18 protein-coding genes and 2 pseudogenes are annotated in these 19,052 nt (G+C 71.4%); 15 read left to right on the top strand and 5 right to left on the bottom strand.

Annotated features, from left to right (window positions below):
- Positions 1-100 precede the first annotated feature (100 nt).
- Positions 101-475, bottom strand: coding sequence for a hypothetical protein (locus ACZ4U1_RS21780; protein WP_467905278.1), 375 nt, complete (start codon positions 473-475; stop codon positions 101-103).
- A gap of 531 nt (positions 476-1,006) precedes the next feature.
- On the opposite strand from ACZ4U1_RS21780, the gene ACZ4U1_RS21775 reads away from it, so the two are divergent.
- From ACZ4U1_RS21775 to ACZ4U1_RS21745, 7 genes and pseudogenes are all read left to right on the top strand, one after another.
- The gene (locus ACZ4U1_RS21775; RefSeq protein ID WP_467905276.1) at positions 1,007-1,351 is read left to right on the top strand and encodes a MerR family transcriptional regulator; all 345 of its coding nucleotides are present in this window, start codon (positions 1,007-1,009) and stop codon (positions 1,349-1,351) included.
- Between the two features lie 350 nt (positions 1,352-1,701).
- Entirely contained in the window at positions 1,702-2,571 is an 870-nt protein-coding gene (locus ACZ4U1_RS21770) for a nucleic acid/nucleotide deaminase domain-containing protein (protein ID WP_467905274.1), read from the top strand.
- A gap of 37 nt (positions 2,572-2,608) precedes the next feature.
- Positions 2,609-4,288 (top strand): WD40 repeat domain-containing protein, encoded by a 1,680-nt coding sequence (locus tag ACZ4U1_RS21765; RefSeq protein WP_467905272.1) that lies wholly within the window; start codon positions 2,609-2,611, stop codon positions 4,286-4,288.
- 187 nt (positions 4,289-4,475) lie between these two features.
- Positions 4,476-6,164, top strand: coding sequence for a nucleic acid/nucleotide deaminase domain-containing protein (locus tag ACZ4U1_RS21760; RefSeq protein WP_467905270.1), 1,689 nt, complete (start codon positions 4,476-4,478; stop codon positions 6,162-6,164).
- A gap of 57 nt (positions 6,165-6,221) precedes the next feature.
- Entirely contained in the window at positions 6,222-6,830 is a 609-nt protein-coding gene (locus ACZ4U1_RS21755) for an SUKH-4 family immunity protein (protein WP_467905268.1), read from the top strand.
- A 45-nt stretch (positions 6,831-6,875) separates the two neighbouring features.
- Positions 6,876-7,187 carry a hypothetical protein gene (locus tag ACZ4U1_RS21750; RefSeq protein ID WP_467905266.1) on the top strand — a complete coding sequence of 104 codons (312 nt, stop codon included), beginning with the start codon at positions 6,876-6,878 and terminating at the stop codon, positions 7,185-7,187.
- A gap of 24 nt (positions 7,188-7,211) precedes the next feature.
- Positions 7,212-7,325 (top strand): annotated as a pseudogene (locus ACZ4U1_RS21745) (PIN domain nuclease); the annotation flags it as partial.
- A 52-nt stretch (positions 7,326-7,377) separates the two neighbouring features.
- Here the strand turns inward: ACZ4U1_RS21745 and ACZ4U1_RS21740 are convergent.
- Positions 7,378-8,328, bottom strand: a complete 951-nt coding sequence (locus ACZ4U1_RS21740) for a LysR family transcriptional regulator (protein ID WP_467905265.1) — start codon at positions 8,326-8,328, stop codon at positions 7,378-7,380.
- Between the two features lie 135 nt (positions 8,329-8,463).
- Between ACZ4U1_RS21740 and ACZ4U1_RS21735 the strand changes: the two genes are divergently transcribed.
- The 8 genes and pseudogenes from ACZ4U1_RS21735 to ACZ4U1_RS21700 all read left to right on the top strand — a co-directional run bounded on the left by ACZ4U1_RS21735 (position 8,464) and on the right by ACZ4U1_RS21700 (position 13,930).
- Positions 8,464-9,384, top strand: a complete 921-nt coding sequence (locus tag ACZ4U1_RS21735; RefSeq protein ID WP_467905306.1) for a zinc-binding dehydrogenase — start codon at positions 8,464-8,466, stop codon at positions 9,382-9,384.
- A 47-nt stretch (positions 9,385-9,431) separates the two neighbouring features.
- On the top strand, positions 9,432-9,866 hold the full coding sequence (locus ACZ4U1_RS21730; RefSeq protein ID WP_467905263.1) for a nuclear transport factor 2 family protein: 435 nt from the start codon (positions 9,432-9,434) through the stop codon (positions 9,864-9,866).
- 92 nt (positions 9,867-9,958) lie between these two features.
- Positions 9,959-10,365: pseudogene (locus tag ACZ4U1_RS21725) on the top strand (TetR/AcrR family transcriptional regulator); the annotation flags it as partial.
- A gap of 419 nt (positions 10,366-10,784) precedes the next feature.
- The gene (locus ACZ4U1_RS21720; protein ID WP_031482971.1) at positions 10,785-10,988 is read left to right on the top strand and encodes a cold-shock protein; all 204 of its coding nucleotides are present in this window, start codon (positions 10,785-10,787) and stop codon (positions 10,986-10,988) included.
- A 257-nt stretch (positions 10,989-11,245) separates the two neighbouring features.
- On the top strand, positions 11,246-12,766 hold the full coding sequence (locus tag ACZ4U1_RS21715) for a DEAD/DEAH box helicase (RefSeq protein WP_467905261.1): 1,521 nt from the start codon (positions 11,246-11,248) through the stop codon (positions 12,764-12,766).
- Between the two features lie 180 nt (positions 12,767-12,946).
- Positions 12,947-13,282, top strand: coding sequence for a CBS domain-containing protein (locus ACZ4U1_RS21710; RefSeq protein WP_467905305.1), 336 nt, complete (start codon positions 12,947-12,949; stop codon positions 13,280-13,282).
- Between the two features lie 24 nt (positions 13,283-13,306).
- A complete protein-coding gene (locus tag ACZ4U1_RS21705; protein WP_467905259.1) occupies positions 13,307-13,597 on the top strand; it encodes an SCO5918 family protein in 291 nt (96 codons plus the stop codon).
- 123 nt (positions 13,598-13,720) lie between these two features.
- Complete coding sequence (locus tag ACZ4U1_RS21700) at positions 13,721-13,930, top strand: hypothetical protein (RefSeq protein ID WP_467905257.1); 210 nt, start codon at positions 13,721-13,723, stop codon at positions 13,928-13,930.
- A 12-nt stretch (positions 13,931-13,942) separates the two neighbouring features.
- On the opposite strand, the gene ACZ4U1_RS21695 is transcribed toward ACZ4U1_RS21700, so the two are convergent.
- The 3 genes from ACZ4U1_RS21695 to ACZ4U1_RS21685 all read right to left on the bottom strand — a co-directional run bounded on the left by ACZ4U1_RS21695 (position 13,943) and on the right by ACZ4U1_RS21685 (position 18,669).
- The gene (locus tag ACZ4U1_RS21695) at positions 13,943-15,565 is read right to left on the bottom strand and encodes an ABC transporter substrate-binding protein (protein WP_467905256.1); all 1,623 of its coding nucleotides are present in this window, start codon (positions 15,563-15,565) and stop codon (positions 13,943-13,945) included.
- Between the two features lie 5 nt (positions 15,566-15,570).
- Positions 15,571-17,730, bottom strand: coding sequence for a hypothetical protein (locus tag ACZ4U1_RS21690; RefSeq protein WP_467905254.1), 2,160 nt, complete (start codon positions 17,728-17,730; stop codon positions 15,571-15,573).
- Positions 17,731-17,883: 153 nt separating this feature from the next.
- Positions 17,884-18,669 (bottom strand): calcium-binding protein, encoded by a 786-nt coding sequence (locus ACZ4U1_RS21685; protein WP_467905252.1) that lies wholly within the window; start codon positions 18,667-18,669, stop codon positions 17,884-17,886.
- Positions 18,670-19,052: the final 383 nt, after the last annotated feature.

Below are 19,052 nucleotides of genomic sequence, written 5' to 3'. Positions count from 1 at the left end.
TCCCCCCCCCCTCCCCCCCTACCCCCCCCCCCCCCCCCTCTCCTCCCTTCCCTCCCCCCCCCCCCCCCCCCCCCCCCCCCCCCCCCCCCCCACCGCTGTGTCACCGGTCGGAGTAGCTGAGATCGCCCACGGTCCATGCACTGACGTCCTTGATCGCGACGCGGTACATACCGCCCGTCTCCGGGATCCCGAGGCTGCCCTGCAGGATCCGGGCGAGATGGAAGTGCAGATGCGTGGGCGCCTCGCCGCGAGCGGGCCGGTTCCCTCGGGGCCCGCCGGCGAAGACGTCGGCGAACGGGCCGAGACGGTCCGAGTCCTTCAGGACCTCCGCCACTCGCTCCCTCCACACGGCCTCGGGAGCCAGCCGGCCGGTGATGACGGCACCGCCGACGACCACGGTCAGCGACATCTGATTGCTTCGCTCGGACTCCACCGCGGCAGAGATCGCGACGAGCAGCTCATCAGGGTTCGACATGACACCAGAGCTTATGCGGCCCACCCGCACGGGGACCCCCCGCTGGGGGTGAAGCGGCCCCGCGAGCGCAGGAGGCGGCTCCCGCCCCACCGGCGCGAAGCGATCGCCTCAGGGTTCTTCCTCCACCAACAGAGTGAAATCTTCTCTTGCGAAGGTAGATTTTCATTCCCGGCATGGGTACGCTTCTTCTCGTAGACAAGGTCGAAGGAGACCGCCAGACACGAACTGGCGGATGACTGAACACGAAGTACCGCAGTGGTCGGTCCCTCAGAGGACCCGAGAGGAACGGAGGAGCAGACGCCATCAGGATCGCCCGGTCCGAGAAGCACTCGGCCCGGGTACCGCAAGACCCCGGATTGGATGGTGGTCCCCGGTCACGCAGCTGCGATCCCCCGCTCCGCCCTGCCGGGCCGGGTAGCGGAAACAGAAGGTCGGCACAGCAGTAGGGCCGACAGATGGTGTTCAATTTCCTTCGGGGCCCTGGTGCCGTACGGCACCAGGGCCCCTCGACGCGTTGCACAGCGAGGTGACATGACATCGGACAACCCTCTGAATGATCGTCTGGACGACGACGACTACCCCGCGTACACCATGGGCCGGGCAGCCGAGATGCTCGGCACCACCCCGGCCTTCCTGCGAGCCATCGGTGAGGCTCGTCTGATCACTCCGCTCCGCTCGGAGGGAGGACATCGCCGGTACTCCCGCTACCAACTGCGGATCGCCGCTCGCGCTCGCGAGCTCGTCGACAGAGGGACCCCGATCGAGGCCGCGTGCCGCATCGTCATCCTTGAGGACCAGCTTGAGGAAGCACAGCGCATCAACGCCGAGTACCGCCGTGCCGCCAGCGAATCGGCGGGCAGGTCCGGCGTCGGCTGAACACGGGAGCGCGGGCCGTCTCCGGACCGCCAAGGCCACCAGTGGCACCAGTGGCACCAACCGCGCGCGCAACGGCGCAGACCTACCTCTTCTTCGCAGATCGGCTCAGGCCGTCACCCCGCCAGGACCTCTAGCGCGGTGAGGACGAGGGCGTCCCCCGTCCTCACCACGGCGAAAGCGCCGTCACACCGCAGGACGGTGGTGGACGCGGCATCTGCGAGGCCCGGTACCCGTGGCCCGTGCAAGCGCAACGCCGGGCGCCCTCGTTTCGGATGCGTCACAGCCCCCCGGCCCCGCCCGGCCTGCGCATAGGGTGGAACCGGTAAGCCCGCCACCGTGAGAGGTCTGTGATGCCCGAGCTCCCCTCGGACCCCGCCGTCGCACAGTTCGGCCCCCAGGGGCTGCGCCGCATCAGCGTGCCTGCCTCGTACGGCACCGTGCCGGCCTCGGCCCGCACCCACCTCGCGCAGATCGGTGTGCCCCTGCACGTCGGTCCGTACTTCATCGCGGCGGACGACACCGACGGGCCCACGCTCGGGATGTACACCGGCCACCGCGGCGTCGCCCTGCACGGTGACTGGGCGGAGTGGGTGCGCATCGGCACCGACCGGCTGGCGGACCTGTGTGTGCGCACCGACGGCTCCGTACAGGCCCTCTTCCTCGGTCGCGGCGAAGCCGCCCTGTTCGTCAACTCGGACGTTGCCGCCTTCACCCACTGCGCCGCCGCCCTGGACCGCGCCCTCCCGGTGATCGCCGCCTCTGACGGACTCCAGTCCGCCGCCGAGACGTTCGCCGCGCTGGTCCGGGAGATCCGGCAGATCGACCCGGAGGCCGTCGCCGACCGGGAGAACTGGTGGTCGCGGGTGCTCGATGACGTCCGCCACACCCTCAACTTCCCTTTCTCGTCGGCCTTCGAGTACGTCGGCAAGGACGGCGCGAAGCAGATCGTCACCGCCCAGACCGGTCCTGGCCGCCTGCACCCCGAAGAACAGCTGTGGCAGCAGCTCTCCGCCGCCGGGGTGGAGCCCGAGCAGGTCCGCCGCGTCTACTGCGAACTCGAACCGTGCATGATGCCGGGCCACTACTGCGCCGTCTGGCTCCAAGCCGTCTTCCCGCACGCCGAGTTCACGCACAGCTTCGACTACGGCAGCACTGCCGAGTCCCGCGAGGAAGGCCTCAAGGAACTCATCACCTACGCCGCACAGCAGGCCCGGCAGTGACTCGGCGCTCGGGTGCCGCAGGAGCGGAGGCGGGTTCATGACCGCCGGTCCCGCCTCGCACTGGTCCCGGCCCGCTTCCGGGCGGGAGCCCGCCGCGGCCGCCCTGCTCGGCTGGCTCGGCGATCCCCGAGCCCCGGGCCTCGCCGTGGTCACCGGCTCCGAGGGCAGCGGCAAGTCACGGCTGCTCGCCTGGTTGATCGGCCACGGCACCCGGCCCGGCACCGTCAGCGAACGCCGCATCCACGGCTTCGTACCGCTGCCCGGCCAGACCGCGACCACGGCCGCCTGGATGCTCGGCGAACAGTTGTCGATCGCCGCCCGCTCCCCGGGCGACCTGCTGACCGCGCTTGCCGCCGACCGCCGCCGCACCGTCATCGCGCTGCCCGAACTGCACTCCGCCGAGCAGCCCGGCGCCCTCGTCGAACTCGTCCTGGACCTCGCCGCGTTGGACCACGTCCGGGTACTCGTCGAGGTCCGCTCCGGTACGGAATGGGCGCAGGCGCTCACCGCCGGATCCTGCGCCCGCATGGACCTGGACGACCCCCAGTGGACCGACGAGACCCGCCGAGCGTCCTGGGAGGCAGCCCACCCGGCCGCGCCGGCGGGGCCGGACCCGGAGCCGGAGGAACCGTTCGACCTGGACGATCCCGCCTCGGTCTGCGCCGCCGACCCCTGGAGCGTGACCACCGCGTACGAACGCTCCGAGGAGAGCCACGGCGGACTGCGCGCCGCCTGGCTGCGGGCCGGCGCCTCCCTGACCCGCGAGCAGCCGGCCGCCGAACGCGCCCTGGTCCTCCTCGCCGCCCTCGGTGACGCCGGTGATCCGCGACTGCCCGCCGCCCTCGCCTCCCTTGCCCGCGACGCCTCCTGGACCGTCGTCTGGCACCGGGTGCGCGGCGACGTCACCCCGCCGTGGCCCGGCCCGGTCCGCTCCCTGGCGGCCGGTACCGGCCCGCTGGCCGGGCAGCTCGTCGTCGCCGACCACCAGGGCACCGTGCGCGTCCTCGACGCGGAGAGCGCCCGCTCCGCCGGACGCCTCCCGCACTCCGCGCCCGGCGTCCGCGCCATCGCCGAGCACGGCGACGGCAGCGTCAGCGTCCTCGACGAGCACGGCCTCCTGCACACCCAGCGCGCCGCCGAGTCAGCAAAGCCCAAGGGGCTCGCCGCCCTCCTCGACGACGGCCCCTCCTTGCAGGAGCGGCTCCTCGAGGCCGTACGGGAGTACACGCGGCGCCGGCAGGAGACGGTCACCGCGCTGACCGGCACCAGGGACCGGGTCGTCCTCGGTGACGCCGCCGGAACGGTGCACGTGGTGACCGTCGGCGCCGAGCCGCGTACCGCCGCTCTGCACCGGGGACGCGTCACGGCGGTCGCCGGGACCGCCCTGCCCGTCTCCGCGGCGGGTGACACCGTCCTCCTGCTGTACACGGGCGGCGCCGACGGCACCGTACGCGCATGGGCCCCGCACACCGACCCCATGCCCGAGCCGGTGGCCGCCCGCACCTGTGCCGTCAACGCGGTGGCGGTGGCGATGGCCGACGCCGGGCTCGTCCTCGCGATCGCCTGGGCCGACGGCCTCGTGGAACACCGAGCCCTGGACGACGACCGGCTGCGCACCTTCCACCCCGGCAGCCAGGCCCACGCCCTTGCCTTCACGCCGGAAGGGGACCTGGTGGTGGGGACGGACGAGGCACTCGTGCGGATGCGGGTGCGGTGACGACTGCCACGCGGTGAGCGGCGTGTCCCCGTACGGCCCCCGCCAACTCCGTTGTCATTACTATCGGATGGGACTTCTGTCACAGAATCGTGACGCGACCGGCTTCCCACTTGTGTACCTGACAGCCTGGCCCGTTAGCTGGGAGGGCAGGAGATGCAGTAGTTGACGGGGGACGGAGCGCGCGGCCATGGGGCTGGTACTGCCGAGCATCATCGACGAGGCACTCGACCTCATCGGGGTCAGCTGGCCCAACGTCGACGAGGACGACTACTTCGAGATGGCGACGTCCATGCGGGACTTCGCCGACCAGTTCGAGGGACACGGCGGCAACGCGCACAAAGCCGTGACCCGCATCCTCGACTCCTCCGAGGGCTGGGCCGTGGAGTCCATGCGGAAGCACTGGTCACACGTGAAGACCCGCCACCTGGAGAAGATCCCCGAGGTGGCGCGGCTGTTCGCGGACGCCTGCGACGGTGTCGGCCACATCATCCAAGGCATGAAGGTCAAGGCAGGCGTCGAACTCGGTGTACTCGCCGGCACCATCGTCGCCGAACTCGCCGCCACGCCCCTGACGTTCGGGATCTCCGCCGCGGCCGCCGCCGGTGAGATCGCCCTGATGCGCACCATCGTGAAGCGGCTCATCGACGAGGCGGTCGATCAGATAGTCGACCAACTCGTCGCGAAGGTCACCGAGCCCGTCACCGGCAAACTCGAGGAACTCGTCTCGGACATGGTCCTCGACCTCGCCGAAGGAGCCTTCAACCCAGGTGACAATCCGGGCGGCATGAAGCTGGCCTCCGCGGGCGGCAGCGACGGCGGCTCCGGCGGCGAGGGCAAGAAGACGGTCATCGACCACGTCGAGTTCGAGGACGGCGCCAACAAGGTCTCCGGCCACGGCAGCGACTTGGGCAGCCAGTCCGGGATCCATCTCGGCAAGTCGAAGAACACCTTCCACAAGACCAAGGGCAAGGACACCTTCACCCAGGCGTTCGACGGCATCCTCGAGGGAGCCATCGAGGGCATGGAGAAGGCCGCCAAGAAGGTGACCGACCACGTCACCGACACCATCCCGGACCATGTCAAGGCCGCCTCCCGGCACCAGAAGCGCAAGGACCACGACGTCGGCGCCGAGGCCGACAAGGTCCAGGTCAAAAAGGCCAAGCATGACGGCGACACGCCCATGTACCTGCTCAGTGACGACGGTTCGATACGTCAGTTGCACCACGACGGAACCACCAGTCCCGTCCGTTCCGACGACTCCTCCGGAGTGAAGGACGTACTCGGCGACAAGGCCTGGTACCCGTGGAACAACAAGGGGGAGAAGCAGCGCAAGAACAAGCGTGGCAAGGGCGACAAGGTCAAGTCCACGAAGGTCGCGCCCGGCTCCACCGATCTGGCCCGCGCCACCCAGCTCGGCCGCTACGCCAACCGCACCGAACGCCCCGACTCCTACGTCCCCGGCGGCAACTACGCCTCGGCGCTGTACGACGACGGCAAGGGGAAGCGTTTCATCCTCGTCGGTGCCAGCGGTGAGGCACACTCCGAACGTTCCATCGGACACCCACTGATAAAGAAGGGCCACGAGGGCAACGTCAGCGATCTCTACACGGAACGTGAGCCCTGCCAGAAGAATCCCAAGTGCGACAAGTATCTTGCGAGGGAATTCCCCGACGATCTCAAGGTCACCCACAGCGCGAAATACGACCAATCCGAAAAGGGACCGGACGGCGAAGAACTCAGCAAGTACAAGAAGGACCGGGAGCACCGCGCCTACGTCAAGTGGCTGCACGACCAGTGGGACCAGCACGGCGTCGCCGGCGGACGCACTGATACAGTGATGAACCTCTCACCCTCGGACAACAAGTTCGTTCCGTAACCCGTCCACTGAAAGCTTCACGGCGCCCACACCGCCGCCGAGTTCGGAGTTCCGGCAGTGCTTTTCGACGTATCCCGCAGCGAACTCGTCGACATATTCGGCGAGGACCGGCTCGCGACCATCCCCGCCACCGCCTTCCCGCCCGCCGCCGCGGACACCGAGGGCGCCCGCCTCCTGCAGACCGTCGGCGTACCCACCGGCACACTCCTGCTGCGTCAGCCCGACGAGGACGACGGCCTGCTGCCCCTCGTCCAGGACGCCGTCCACATCGAGGACTTCGAGGACGCCGCGGAGGGCGCGGGCGCATGGCCCGTCATCGGCTGGCTGCTCAACGCGCACCTCGCCCTCGACCCCGCCTCCGGCAGGGTGCACGCCTTCGACCCCGACGAGGAGACCGCGCGGGAACTCCACACGGACGTCTCCTCCCTCGTGCAGGTCACCCTGCGGTTCCAGCGCCTGCTCGAAGAATTCACCTTCAGCGGCGACGAGGAAGCCGACTTCGAGCGCTTGGAGGGCGAGGTCGATCGCATCCGTGAGGAGACGAGCAGCATTGACCCACTCCCCTTCCAGGACGACGAGACCGTCTGGTGGGTCGTGGGCGACGAGATCGCCATGGGCCAGCGCTTCAAGGGCAACAGCCCGGGAGCACGCTCGCTCTACGGGTGATCGCCACTCGCCCCTTCACCCCGCCGCAAGCAGCGCGCTACGCCGATGACCAGCCCTCCCCCCGTGGACGACGACCGCGGTTGCCTCCGCCTGGTTCTCGCCGTGCCGCTCTTCCTGCTCACCGTCACCGCTGCGTACTTCTGCTGGACGGCACTGACCATCCGGCCGTCCGGGCCCTGGGACCATGACGCGTACGCAGGCATCGTCCTGTCGTGCGTCCTCACCATCGGCGCGGCCGGTGCCGCGGCCGTGTGGTGGGTGCTGTCACCCGCACGGCGGGTCATGCGATGGCGGTGCGTAGGGCCGGCCCTGTTGCTCGCAGTGGTCGCGTCGGTGCGGTGGGGGATGAACGGCTGACCACCCACCCGCGTCGGCTCCCGGGCCGTCGACCTCGTGGTGGCCGCCGCGGCCGAGTTGCAGGGACTGACGCTGCTGCACCGCGACCGGGACTTCGAGTGCATCGCCGCCGCCAGGGCGCGACCGGCCCCGCGATGGAGAGCGCGAGTTCCCTTGGGCGTAGCTCTAACGCACCCCGATGGGCGTAGCCCTAACGCACCCCGAGTTTCGAATGGTCGGTGTCCGGGAGCCAGTCGCGTTGTGGTTGGTAGTCCAGCCAGCGGCGGGTGCGGGCGGATTCGGTGAAGCCGCTTAGCAAGGTGTCGAGCAGGGGGTGGCGGGACGTCTCCCGCCAGGCCAGCGACCACGCGTACAGCGGTGTGGGCTCGACGAGGGGGATGGAGCGCAGACCCGTGTGGTCCGGCAGCGGCACGTCGGCGGGGAAGACCGTGAAGCCCTCGGGGTCGGTGCGGAGGTGCTGGGCGAGGTGGTCCAGACCGAGGTTGGGGCCGTCGTGGCGGCGCGTGATGCGGAATGCGTCGGCGAAGCGGCGCAGGAAGTCCAGGCGGTCCAGTTCGGCCGGGCACACCAGGACGCTGTCGCGCAGGTCGGCCGGGCGCAGTGCGTCGGCGTGGGCCAGCGGGTGGGACGGGCCGACCACCACGTCGACGGGTTCCAGCCGCACCAGACGCTGGGTGAGTCCCGCGTCCCGGCCGTCGGGCAGCGGGTGCACCCGGCCGAATCCCAGGTCCGTGTCGCCGCGCAGCAGCGCCTGTGCGACGGACGGCCAGTCCCGTCCCGGGCCGGGCTCCCACCGGACCGCGCCGAGCGCCCGTACCGCCTCGGCGACCGTGCGCATCGGTGCGTACAGATGTCCCCACGTGTCGATCCGTACGACCGGTCCGGCCCCCGTCACCGTCGCGACCGCCCGCTCGCCCGCCGTGAGCGCCTCACGCGCGGCCGGCAGGAACCGCTCTCCCGCCTCGCTGAGCCGGATGCCGCCCTGGCGCTCGAACAGCCGCACGCCCAGCAACCCCTCCAGCCGCGCGATGCGTTTGGACAGCGTCTGCTGACTGGTGTTCAGCTCCTCGGCGGCCCTCCCGAAGTGCAGTGTCCCGGCGGTCGCGACGAAGGCGCGGACCAGCGTGAGGTCGAGGTCCATGCCGCTGACCTTATGCGACAACCGGGCGTTGTCGGCCAGGGCACGGGGTTGTTGGCCGGTACGCCCCTGCACGCGGTCCGATGGTCCCGGGGGCCGCACCAGGGACGGGCCCGGAGAGGCCAGGAGTCGATCGTGATGAAAGCCCTCGTGGCGACCGGGGATCCCGCCGAGCCGGTCGTGCTCGCCGACGTTCCCGAGCCGACGCCGCGCCCCGGCGAGGCGCTGGTGAAGGTGGAGGCGTTCTCGGTCAACCGGGGCGAGACGTTCAAGCTGGAGAAGCCGGCCCCCGGCGAGCGCCCCGGCAAGGACATCGCGGGCCTGGTGGTGCAGCCCGCCGCCGACGGCAGCGGGCCGTCCGGGATCACTCGGGTCCTCGGCCACCCCATGGAGGGCGGCTGGGCGGAGTACGCGGCGGTGCCGACCGACGCGCTCGCCGAGTTGCCGGACGACGTCTCCGTGCTTCAGGGGGCGGCCCTGCCGCTGGCCGGGCTGACCGCGCTGCGGCTGCTGCGCGCTGCGGGGCCGGTGCTCGGCCGGCGGGTGCTGCTGACAGGTGCCTCCGGGGGCGTGGGCCACTTCGTCACCGAACTCGCGGCGGCCGCCGGGGCCCAGGTCACCGCCGTGACCAGGGACGCCGTGCGCGGCGCCCGGCTCGCCGAACTCGGCGCCGCCGAGATCGTCCACGACATCGCCGACGCCCGGGGCCCGTACGACATCGTGCTGGAGTCGACCGGCGGCCAGGCGCTCCCGCTCGCGCTGGCGCGGCTCGTCCGACGCGGCACGCTCATCTGGTTCGGGCAGGCCGGCCGTACCCCGGCGACGCTCGACTTCTTCGACTTCTTCACCGGGCCCGAATCGGCTGTCATCCGCCACTTCCACTACCTCGACGCCGACACCCGCCTCGCCGACGACCTGGCGGCACTCGTCCGGCTGACCGCCGAAGGCCGCCTGCACCCCGAGATCGGCCGTGTCACGGACTGGGCCGACACCGCGACCGCCCTCACCGACCTGCGCGACCGCCGCATCCGCGGCAAGGCCGTCCTCACCCTGTCCTGATCCACGCCGGTACGACCGGACGTAACGACAACCGAAGGAGCACGCCCATGACCACCACCGACGCGCGAGCCGTCGTCATCCGCTACGTCGAGGCCGTCCGCGACGGTGACGCCGACGTCATCCGCGACAGCTTCTCCGCGCACGCGACCTGGCACTACCCGGGCGACCTGCCCGTCTCCAAGGTGTGGCGCGGCCGCGACGAGATCATCAACGACTTCCTCGGCACCATGGGAACGGTCTTCGTCCCCGGCAGCCTGGAGATCGATCTGGTCGGCACGATCGCCGAGGGCGACCGCGTGGTGGCCGAATGGACCGCCAAGGCCAAGACGGTCTACGGCGGCACCTACGACAACCGCTGCCTCGGCATCTACACGGTGCGCGACGGCAAGATCGTCTCCGTCGTCGAATACGCCGACACCCACCACGTGGCCGCGACTCTCTTCGCCGGCCATGACACCCACCGGCCCGGCGATACCGAGTGAAGTCCCCGGCTCCTGTAGCACCCGCTCCAATTGCGGCGCTGTCCCCAATTAGAGTGATGTGCACAGCCTGCACGAACGGGAGAGGCGCACAGATGGCCAGGGGGAGCACGGAGCGGAAGCAGCGCGCCAACGGTGTGGAGTCGCGCCGCCGCATTCTCGACGCCGCCGTGGAGATCGCGGGCGAGCGCGGGTACGAGGGCACGTCCATCGCGGCGGTCAGCTCGAGCGCGGCTTCGAGGCCTGACTGACCGCCGTCCTGCGCCTCGGCCTGATGCTCGCCCTGGAGCGGCGCCCCGCGGTGCCCCGGGGGCGGACGGTGTTCCTCCAGGTCCGCGACATCTCCCGGCGGCGGATCACGGAAGTCTTCCGGACCCTGTTCCCCGGCCTGGACGAGGACGCCGTACACACCCTCACCACCTACACCCTCGCCGGCGCCGACGGCCTCTTCGTCCACCAGGAGATCAACGGCGACGCCGTCGACCTGGTGGCGATGTCCGAGCGGGCTGAGGAAATCTGTCACGGCGAATCCACATCTCCGTACCTTCCGGAGTCAGGATTGTCGGACGACGCGGAGGGCGCCGATCCTTTCGGGGCCAGTGCTCCCGCCGCCGGCCGCGCCTCGCGGCCCGCGCCCGTGGACTGGTCGAGCAGGGCACCCGGGTCGGGCGAGCGCGGCACAGAAACCTGGTCTCGCCACTACAGAAAAATACATGGGCGCGACACGATAATTTCCGGACGCCGTCGAAAACGTCTGGCCGCTTCCATCCGGCCTGTGTTAGCGTGATAGCAGTTGCAGTTTTGGTTGCCAGAGAATTTTTCTTTGCAGAGCTTTCCGGATCTTTCCGGAGGGGTGATCATCGCGGCGACTCGGCTCCGCAGGGTGCGGAGACCGGCACTGCCCCCCAAGGGAGATTCAATATGGCATCTGGCACCGTGAAGTGGTTCAACGCGGAAAAGGGCTTCGGCTTCATCGAGCAGGAGGGTGGCGGCCCCGACGTCTTCGCCCACTACTCGAACATCGCCACCCAGGGCTTCCGCGAGCTTCAGGAAGGCCAGAAGGTTACCTTCGACGTCACGCAGGGCCAGAAGGGCCCGCAGGCCGAGAACATCGTTCCCGCCTGACGCTGACGCGAACTCGTCGCGAGCCAGTGGTTCGCGCATGATGTGGCTGGGGCCCGCGCTCTTGGGGTGCGGGCCTCAGCCCATTCATCATTCTGCCCGCTTTCGGGATTTCCCGGACGACGCGGGCACGCCGGCTCCGGCATCCACGAGACCCGGCTCTTCACACTTTTTTTCTCCGGCTCATTCTTGCGAATCCTCGCGCGGTCATCACCGCCGGACGGAATTCCTCGATACGCCGCATCGAGGAAGGTTCCTCCATGAACCGCACCCGTCGCACCGGCGGCACCGGCAGCGCTTCCGGTGGCTTCCGCGGGGACCGAAGGTCCACGCGTTCCGCAGGCTCCGCCGCCGGCAGCCGCTTCCGCACGCAGGGAACGGGCCGCCAGGGCGCCCGTCCGGGCACCGGACGGAAGACCGGCCAGGGCGCGGGCTCCAGCCCGCGCCGACAGGAGTTCGCCCTGCCGGTCACCCTCACCGAGCCGCTGCCCGCGGTCGAGACGTTCGCCGAACTCGACATGCCCGAACGGCTGTTGGCCGCCCTGCGCACCGAGGGCGTGACCGAGCCGTTCCCGATCCAGGCGGCCACGCTGCCGAACGCGCTGGCGGGACGCGACGTCCTGGGCCGGGGCCGTACGGGCTCGGGCAAGACGCTCGCCTTCGGCCTGCCGGTGCTGGCCCGTCTGGACGGACAGCGGGCGCAGCCGCGGCAGCCGCTCGCCCTCGTCCTCGTACCGACCCGGGAACTGGCGCAGCAGGTCACCGACGCGCTCACCCCGTACGCCCGCGCCCTGCGCCTGCGGCTCGCCACCGTGGTGGGCGGTGTGTCGATCGGCCGTCAGTCGAGTGCGCTGCGCGCCGGCGCGGAGGTCGTCGTCGCGACGCCCGGCCGTCTCAAGGACCTGATCGAGCGAGGGGCCTGCCAACTGGACCAGGTCGCCGTCACCGTCCTGGACGAGGCCGACCAGATGGCCGACATGGGCTTCATGCCGCAGGTGACCGCGCTGCTCGACCAGGTCCCCTCCCGCGGCCAGCGGTTGCTGTTCTCGGCCACCCTGGACCGCAACATCGACCTCCTGGTACGCCGTTACCTCCACGACCCCGTCGTGCACTCGGTCGACCCGTCCGCGGGAGCGGTCACCACGATGGAGCACCATCTACTGCACGTGCACGACGACGACAAGCACACCGCCGCGACGGAGATCGCCGCCCGCGACGGGCGCGTGATCATGTTCCTGGACACCAAGCACGCGGTGGACCGGCTGGCCAAGCACCTGCTGTCCGTCGGGGTGCGGGCCGCGGCCCTGCACGGCGGCAAGTCCCAGCCGCAGCGCAACCGGACGCTCGCGCAGTTCAAGGACGGCCAGGTCACGGCCCTGGTGGCGACCAACGTCGCCGCCCGCGGGATCCATGTCGAGGGCCTCGACCTCGTCGTGAACGTCGACCCGCCCGGCGACCACAAGGACTACCTGCACCGCGGCGGCCGTACCGCACGCGCCGGCGAGTCCGGCACCGTCGTGACCCTCGTGCTGCCGCACCAGCGGCGCGCGATGGACCGCTTGATGGCCGACGCCGGCATCACTCCGCGTACCGCCCGGATCCGCCCGGGCGAGGCCGAGCTGGAGCGCATCACCGGCGCCCGGACCCCCTCCGGCGAACCCGTCACCATCGCCGCGCCGGTCGAGGGACCGCGCGAGGGCAACGGCTCCACGGGACGGCGTCGCAGGGGCCGGACCGCCGCGGCCCGGGGCCGCCGCCCCGCCCGGAGGAACAACCCCTAGCCCGGACACGGGGGACGCACTCCCAGCGGCCGGGACGAGCCGCCCGCCCGTCCTTGCCCGCCCGACGACGAGGAGAAGCCCGTGACGCCCGTACCGCCCCTGCCGCCGTGTCCGCCCCGGACACCGCAGACGGACAGCGCCGACAGGGCCGACGGCACGGGTCTGACCGCTCGCGACGCCATGGACGCGCCCGGGCCGCAGGTCGACGACCACATGGCGGTGGACGTGGCCCTGTCCGTGCTCATCGGCGCGCGCGTCCCGCACCTGCTCCTCCAGGACGAGGACGGCCGGTGCGCGGGACTGGTCACCCGGGCCCAACTGGCCGCGCACCGCGGCGGCTCCTGGTACAGCAACCGGACGCGGCTGCGGGACATCCCGCTGGACCGCGGACCGTTCACCTCGTCCATGGCCCTGCTCAGCGAGGCGGAAGCCGCCATGCGGGGCCGGACCCTGGATGTGTCCCCCGTGATCGACGAACACGGCTACGCCCTGGGCGTCCTCGCCCTCACCCCCTGACCCGCGCCCACCGAGGAGGCATCCATGCGCTGTGTCATCGCCCGTTTCCCCTTCGACCTGATCAAGAGTGAGGTCGAGCAGTCCATGAGCGGCATCACGCCCGAGCCCGTCACCAACGTCTCCGTGACCATCGGCCGCCGCGTCTACCCCGTGATGCAGGTCGGCGAAGTGATCACCAGGCAGAACCGCCGGGACTTCACGGTCACCGAAATGCGCCGGGCCCTGACCCGCCTCGGCTTCACCTGCCACGACACACCCCCGGTCGCACCGACCACCCTGGCCACGCGCGCCGACGAGGACGCACTCGGCTGGTGACGCGGCCGGAGGGCGACGCCATCTGACACGCCGTCTGCGACCCGCCCCACCTCGGCCGAGCCGGCTCCGTACCGGCTGGCTCCGCTCGGCGGTGTCGCCTGACGGCGTTTGTGGGCCTTCTCCGTGTACACCCTGTACACCTTCCTGGCCGTCGCGCTGCACGCCGACGGCAGGGCCACCGCCGTGACGGGGCTGCTGGTCGTCTACGGCGTCGGTGCCGTCGTCGGCGGGCAGGTCGTGCGTGCGCTGGACTACCCGGCGCTGCTGTACATCGGCGCCGCCGTGGCCGTACCGGCCTGCCTCGCCGCCCGGGGCCGGTCAGCCCGCGGCTGACCCTGCCTCCGCTCAGGGTGTACGGCTGGGGATCACGCAGTTCTTCGGCTGTTCCCGGCCGGTCGGCCAGCCCAGGCCGACGAACTTCAGCTTGCCCCGGCCCCCTTGCTCGCCGGGGTCCAGTTCGACCACGGCCGCCGGTTTGTCGTAGGCGTTGCCGCCGCTGGTGAGGCAGATCAGGCCGCTCGTGCCGTGGACCCGGTGCCGGGACTGGAGCTGGGACCACTCCCTGCCGACGTCCTCCAGGCGGGGCACGGCCTCGGCGTTGCCGCTCTGCATCTGGTGGAGTGCCGTACCGATGGTGACGAGGCCGTCGTAGACGAGCATCGTCCGGGAGTCCTCCAGGTTCGGGGTGGAGCCGAGGTCGATGCCCTGCCGGCGGGTGGTCTCGATCAGGTTCCGCAGGCCGTCCAGGGCCGCCTTGGGCTCGGTGAGGTACTGGGGGAGTTCGTTCGCGGTGGGCTTGCGGTCGTGGGCCTGCTGCCACCTCCTGGTCCAGGCGGCCAGCTCGGTGGTCCAGGCCTCGGGGTGCGCGGGGGCGGCGTACTGCACGGTCACCTTGGCCTTGCCGTCCGCGCCGCGCAGCTGCTCCCAGTCCTTCTCCTTCATGTCCTGCCGCAGCGAGGCCGCGTCGGAACCGCTGACGATCGTGTAGTGCCGGTTCTCGCAGCCCACCTGGGCCAGCTTGAGGGCGAAGATCCGCAGGTGCAGGGTGCGCCCCGCGAAGTAGACGGTGTCGGCGTCGGAGTCGCAGATGTTGTTGGCTATCTGGGTGAACTGGTTGCCGGTCGAGCCCGGCTCGTCGATCGCCGGGGACTCGAAGGGCATCGCGGCGGGACCGGGCGGGCCCTTCTCCTCGATGCCGCTGAACGCCTTCGCCAGCGACTCGTTGTAGTTGTCCGGCCGGGTGTCGTACACCAGCACCGTCTTACGGTTCTCCCGGCCGCGGTCACCGTTGAAGTCGGCCAGTGCCCGCGCCGCGTCGCCGTTGGTGGGGATGATCCGGGCCAGGCCGGGGAACCGCGGCTTCGCCATCCCGTCCACCCCGTCCTCGTTGGCTATCTGGTCGCCGCTGATCCGGGAGGCGAGCACCGGGATCTTGTGTTCCGTCAGGCGCCGGACGGCGTCCTCCGTGCTGTCGAGGCTGAGGTTGAAGCCGGTGACGGCGCGCAGCCGGTCCTCGGGGGAGGCGGCCATGCGCAGCAGGGTGTCCACGACCTTCGCCTGCTGCCCGTAGTCCCGCCCGGGGTTGGCCAGGACCAGCCGGATCTTGGGCGGTTCGCCCTCGCCCTTGTTGGCCTGGAGCTGGCCCAGGTAGGCGCCCTGGAGGTCGCTGCGCATCTGCCGCCGCAGCGCCGGCTTGTCCGACTGGAGCGGCAGCATCATCGCCACCGTCACATGGGGCTGGCCCTCGATCTTCCGGTTCTCCTGGGCGATGGCCCGGGCCACGGCGCTGATCTCCGAGGTACCGAAGTCGTAGCCCTCGCCGTCGACGCCGATGCACTCGCTGCCGATCCGCTCGATCCCGTCGGCGCAGGTGTCCGGTTTCATCAGCAGGGACCAGCCGAACCAGCCCGCCGCCACGGCCGCCGCCGCGATCAGGAGCGTGTAGAGGATCTTCTTCCACCTGGGCATCCCCGCTACCTCCTTCGCCCGAGCTGTTCGGTGCAGGTGCAGCGCAGCAACGGCTGCTCGTTCTCCGCCAGGCCGCTCCAGTCGGTGGCCGTCCGGCCGAGCTGTCCGGCGCCGTCGAACTCCATGATCGAGAGAAGGTTCAGCAGCTTCTCCAGGGTGCCGGCCGTCTCCCTCCCGGTCGGCCGGGTGCGCTCCTCGCACAGCCAGACGGCGTGCAGCAGCTGGTCGACGGTGCGGCGCAGGGCCGTTCCGGCGACCTCCACGCGGCCCTCGGCGCGCTGCCGGCGGGCGTCGGCGCCGCCCGGGTACGGCGCCTGGGCGATCTCCAGCAGCTCCGCGCACCATTCCCCGGGGCGGCCGGGCAGGGTGGCGGCGAGGTGGCCGACCACGTCGTCCACGCCTCCGGAGACCAGGTGGTGGTTCATCCGGTGCGCCACGACCGAACGGAACGCCCCGCCCCGGGAGCCCTCCGGCCATCCGGTGTAGTGGTCGCGCAGCAGGTGGTGGTCGGCGTACCAGGCGGCGCCGTCCGGGCGCAGCCGGTACAGCCGGTGCACCAGCAGCTGGCGCAGCCCGAAGTCCCCGATGAAGTGCCGTTCGCAGCCGGGCCAGCCGGTGTCGGTGAGCAGCTGGGCGACGTTGTGCGCCGTCAGGCGGTGGACGCGCCCGGACTGGTGGTGGCGGAGCAGGACGTCCGCGCATTCCTCGTCGTGCGCCACCGACAGATGGGTGAGCAGGTCGAGCCACTGGTCCCGGTGCTCGGCCGGTAACCGCACCGGCAGCTGCTCCAGGACCAGTTCCTGCAGCAGTACGTCCGCCACGGGCCGCTCGGGACCCCCGTCGCCCGGGAACCGCAGCGGGGCGTCCAGGACGTCCCGGTCGTTGGCGTCCGCCTCCATCCGGAAGCCGGCGACGGCCTCGGCCAGCCGGATCACCGTGTGCGGCCGTCCCCCGCTCAGCCGGGCGACGGCGGCGTCGATACGACGGCGATGGGCGCCGCCCTCCGGCTCCGCGCGCCGCTGCCGGCGCTCGGTCTCCCGGCGGAGCTGGTCGCCGGTCAGGAAAGGCATCCGCAACAGGAGCACCCCGCCGGCCAGCGGGGCCCGGTCCCCGTCGGGGCCGGTGCGCCGGGTCCAGGTGGCGGGTACGCCGTCGGCGGGCCGGAACTCCGCCGGGGCCGGGACCTCCCGGGGCGGCAGCCCCTCGTACAGGAAGGCGCCGCCGTCCGCCCGGCGGGCCGTGCCGACGATCACCACGCGGTCGCGGAGGCCGTTGCGGCGGTCGTCGAGCACGGCGCGCAGCAGCTGCTCGCCGAGCGGCGTGTCGGCGCGGTCCAGCAGCAGCGCCGGGCGGCCGACGCGGCGCAGCCAGCCGGAGGCCGACGCGTAGGCCGCCTCCAGGTCCTCGCGCAGGGCCCGGAAGAGGAAGCTCTCCGCCAGCTCCCGCCCCTGGCCGCCGGCCCGGAAGTCGGCGGCGAGGTCGCGCAGGCCGTGCTCGGGCTGGTCGGCCGCGTTGGGGTAGGCGCCGTAGATCCGCGCCAGTTCGGCCTTGCCGCGCGGTGCCAGGCTGGCGAACAGGGCGTCCAGCAGGGCGGTGTTCACGGAGGCCGAGTAGGGGTCGAGGGTCTGTCCGCCCAGGGTCGTCAGCAGGTTGCGGATGGCCCCGCCGAGCACACCGCGCCAGAAGTCGCCCGCCGCGAGGCCCCGCAGGCGCTGCCGCTGGGGTAAGTCCGCGTACCGTTCGACCTCCGTGGCCACCGCCTCGGGCGTGCCCTCGGAGACGCCGGTCGCGATCACCGCGAGGCCCGCGAAGAGCCGCGGGAAGGCGAAGGAGCCTCCCGTGCCCTGCCAGGTGGACAGCCTGCGGGCGGCCTCGACCAGCAGCTCGGTCGCTGCCGAGCGGGCGTCCGGCTCCGGCTCGGCCCGGTCCGCGTAGACCGGGGAGCCACAGTCCAGACAGATCACCGGCACCTTGGCGGCGAAGCGGTCGCGCACCGTCCGCAGCAGCCGCGCCTTGCCCATGCCCGGGCCGCCGGTGAGCAGCACCACGGGAAGGTCGGGGCCGTACAGCACCTCGCGGCCGGCGCCCGACGGTGACCGTCCCAGCAGACGCGCGAAGAAGCCTTCCTCACCGAGGAGTTTCTCGAACCCCAGGTCTTCACACACGGATCCCTCGTGGATGCTCGCCCGCCCGTGAGCGGGTGCTGTGGCGGAGAGAGATTAGTGGAACACGGAGCGTTCGGTTCGACAATGGTGGTTACAGGAAAGGAAGTTGGCGACGTGGTGGTCCGGGGTCCGCTGGGACGCAGCAAGGGGGTACTACTGCACGTCCACGTAGTCGCCGGCCGCCCTGGCCGCCGGGGTGGTGGAGGTGCCCGCGAAGCTCCAGCGCCAGTAGCCGTCCTCGGCCGCCGTGACCGTGGTGGACAGGGTGCCGGTGCTGGAGGTGGTGACCGTCTTGACGGTGGTGTACGTCGTCGTACCGGCCTTGCGGAACTGGAGCTGGACGGACTGGCCGGCGTAGCCCCGGTGGTCGAGGGTGTCCCAGTTGGCCCGGCTGAGCTTGCCGGTGACCGTGAGGGTGTTGCCCTTGGCGACCGGCTCCGGGCCGGCGTTCACGGTGAGGCTCGACTTCCGTTGCAGGCGGGTCGTGGTGTAGTCCGGGACGTGCGTCCAGCTGTCGTCGTTGGCCACCCCCTGGACGCTGACCTTCCAGGTGCCGGCGTGGGCGTTGGTGAGCAGCCAGTCCGGCTCGAAGGTGAACGTCTGCTCGCAGGTGGAGGTGGTGGCGCTGACGGCCACGCAGTCGGCGTGGACGTAGTACTGGTTCGACACGAAACGGTCGTCGTAGGTCTGGTACGGGTTCGCGCCGTCCGGTCCCCGCCACAGGACGAAGTCCGCGTCCTGGATGCCGGACGGGTGGCTGAAGGTCCCGGAGACCGTGACCGTCCTGTCGTAGACGTCGATCACGATGTTCCTGCCCCCGTCGAGGGTGACGTCGCTGATCTGGACGTCCTGGGTCTCGTCGGCGGAGGCACCGGGGACGGCCAGGCCGGCCAGCACGGCGACGGCACCGAGCATGGCAGAGGCGGCACGCTTGCGCATGGATCTCCTTTCACGGGCGGACGAAGATCCGCTCTGTCCTCACAGCGCACCCACAGCCCCGAACGTCACACCGGTGCGGCCAGGGCCCGGCGCAGGACCCCGGCCGCCCGGTGAAGGCGGCCCTCCGCGCCGACGCGGGCGTCAGCCGGGGCCGGTGCCCTGGACTCGGCCCGGCTCCCGGCCGAGGCCCGCGCGGGCGTCGGTCCCGCCGCCGACCCCCGGCGACCCTGGCGTAAGGCCCGCACCGCGCTCCGCTTCACCACGCCGGCCTGGAGGCGCCGCCCCTCCCGGCCGAGGTCTCCCGGGACGCCCGGTGAAAGCGGCCCTCCGCGCCGACATGGGCGTCAACCGGGCCGGCGCCCTGGACGAGGCCCGGCTCCCGG

Source organism: Streptomyces sp. NPDC028928, assembly GCF_055564915.1.
This window is presented reverse-complemented; position numbering and strand designations above follow the sequence as displayed.

What these genes read in the sequence shown, in the direction of transcription:
- ACZ4U1_RS21780 (WP_467905278.1), bottom strand. Translation starts at nt 475, where the DNA reads ATGTCGAACCCTGATGAGCTGCTCGTCGCGATCTCTGCCGCGGTGGAG.
- ACZ4U1_RS21775 (WP_467905276.1), top strand. Translation starts at nt 1,007, where the DNA reads ATGACATCGGACAACCCTCTGAATGATCGTCTGGACGACGACGACTAC.
- ACZ4U1_RS21770 (WP_467905274.1), top strand. Translation starts at nt 1,702, where the DNA reads ATGCCCGAGCTCCCCTCGGACCCCGCCGTCGCACAGTTCGGCCCCCAG.
- ACZ4U1_RS21765 (WP_467905272.1), top strand. Translation starts at nt 2,609, where the DNA reads ATGACCGCCGGTCCCGCCTCGCACTGGTCCCGGCCCGCTTCCGGGCGG.
- ACZ4U1_RS21760 (WP_467905270.1), top strand. Translation starts at nt 4,476, where the DNA reads ATGGGGCTGGTACTGCCGAGCATCATCGACGAGGCACTCGACCTCATC.
- ACZ4U1_RS21750 (WP_467905266.1), top strand. Translation starts at nt 6,876, where the DNA reads ATGACCAGCCCTCCCCCCGTGGACGACGACCGCGGTTGCCTCCGCCTG.
- ACZ4U1_RS21740 (WP_467905265.1), bottom strand. Translation starts at nt 8,328, where the DNA reads ATGGACCTCGACCTCACGCTGGTCCGCGCCTTCGTCGCGACCGCCGGG.
- ACZ4U1_RS21735 (WP_467905306.1), top strand. Translation starts at nt 8,464, where the DNA reads ATGAAAGCCCTCGTGGCGACCGGGGATCCCGCCGAGCCGGTCGTGCTC.
- ACZ4U1_RS21730 (WP_467905263.1), top strand. Translation starts at nt 9,432, where the DNA reads ATGACCACCACCGACGCGCGAGCCGTCGTCATCCGCTACGTCGAGGCC.
- ACZ4U1_RS21720 (WP_031482971.1), top strand. Translation starts at nt 10,785, where the DNA reads ATGGCATCTGGCACCGTGAAGTGGTTCAACGCGGAAAAGGGCTTCGGC.
- ACZ4U1_RS21715 (WP_467905261.1), top strand. Translation starts at nt 11,246, where the DNA reads ATGAACCGCACCCGTCGCACCGGCGGCACCGGCAGCGCTTCCGGTGGC.
- ACZ4U1_RS21710 (WP_467905305.1), top strand. Translation starts at nt 12,947, where the DNA reads ATGGACGCGCCCGGGCCGCAGGTCGACGACCACATGGCGGTGGACGTG.
- ACZ4U1_RS21705 (WP_467905259.1), top strand. Translation starts at nt 13,307, where the DNA reads ATGCGCTGTGTCATCGCCCGTTTCCCCTTCGACCTGATCAAGAGTGAG.
- ACZ4U1_RS21695 (WP_467905256.1), bottom strand. Translation starts at nt 15,565, where the DNA reads ATGCCCAGGTGGAAGAAGATCCTCTACACGCTCCTGATCGCGGCGGCG.
- ACZ4U1_RS21685 (WP_467905252.1), bottom strand. Translation starts at nt 18,669, where the DNA reads ATGCGCAAGCGTGCCGCCTCTGCCATGCTCGGTGCCGTCGCCGTGCTG.